This window comes from Endozoicomonas sp. SESOKO4 (genome assembly GCF_024606275.1).
Window position 1 is genome coordinate 1 of record NZ_JAHHPS010000225.1, and the last position, 1,459, is coordinate 1,459.

Here is a 1,459-nt window from a genome sequence, read left to right on the forward strand (position 1 = left end):
AATCCTGATCAAGAAAAAAAGACGAGAGTGAATTTTCTGTTCAGGTTTGCGGAAATCGAGGCCATTACCTCCATTCTGAGTGACCGGGAAGTCGACACACTGGATCGTTATTTTTCCCGGGATTCTATTGAAAGCCTGACGGATGAGATGCATAAAGAAATATTGTCGCGATTTCCCGAGGACAGAACCTTTCCGGAAACTAAAAGACTACAGCTAATGGAGCGGGTCGAAAGCGTTGTGGAAGCCATTGCGGTCAGGAAGAAATATGGTGCTTTTCAGGCTCCGGTTCGCTCTCCGATTATTTCAACAGACCTAAATGTCATTCCTATCGCGCAAGGCAAAAGTGAGCTGCTTAATATGGGAATGCTTAACTCTGGCTCCAGGCTACCGATTGTGGCAACGGCTGATGGTCAACATCATGTCAAAATGGAAATCAGGCATACTGACTCGGAGATAATGTCACTGGTCGGGACATCACCCAAGTCTTCAGGACTGGCTGGCTGGCTGGCACTGATGCTGAACCCCGATGCCCTGGGTACTAATCCTGAGGCAACCCGGCACTTTATTTCAGGCCTGGAACGCAAAGCGGCGAGTTACGCCAAGATTAACCAGAGCGATTTTTTTTATGAAAGTCTGCAGGACAAGCTGGTCGGCCTGACGGATGACCGCATCCGGCAAGTGGAAGACATTTTCATTGATCTGAGCCGGAAAGAAGACTCTGCCTTTATTGGTGATGCCAGCAGGCAATATTTGTTGGGTGAGCTGATCAGGCGCGGGGCCCGTGAGCTGTACACCGATCTGCTCTATGGTCAGTCAGACAGTCGGCCAGATTCCGGTAAAAGGGTTATCAGGCTGGCGCAACTCCATGCTCTTGCTAAAACGCCTCCGGTTGAGTTTGAGACTGCTGGTGGGAAGACGACCATCAAGCTGGAATTTGATGCAGGGAGGTCAATGAGGGATTTTCATCGAAAAGATCAGGACGGTCTGAAAACCCTGGTGGTTGGCGTAAGGGACGATCTTGCCTATGACAAGCGCGACAGTAACTACCGCGTAACCTACGACGGCACCGACCTGAATGAGATCAAAATAAACAGGGTAGATCTGCTACCAAAAACGATTCTGGTGATTGATAAAAACCATTACTGGCAGGCACTGTTCTCCGGAAGCCTGAACAAGCATCAGTTGCAGCTGGATATTAATGCGATCGTCCGCCAGTTTTCAGAAAAAGGGATAGTGGAAAAACTGGAGGCATTGGGCACAAAAGCCGGCGATCAGTTTGGTTTAAATGCGGGCAGGGGCATCCGCATTGAATTGATGCCAGAGTGGTCGCCGGCTGAGAGCAGGGTACTGATGTATGACCGGGATGATCCGGCCCGGCCAGTGCGAGTGCAGTTGGGAACCCTTCGTGCCGAAGGGGAAAGCCTTCCCGGTCTTGTTAAAACCCTTTACCCGCTGGCCC

Annotated in this window: 1 protein-coding gene; it reads left to right on the forward strand. The window is 50.5% G+C overall.

The features are described from left to right. Positions 1-27: 27 nt before the first annotated feature. The coding region (locus KDK16_RS04270; protein ID WP_257274819.1) for a hypothetical protein at positions 28-1,459 on the forward strand (1,432 nt) is incomplete at its 3' end.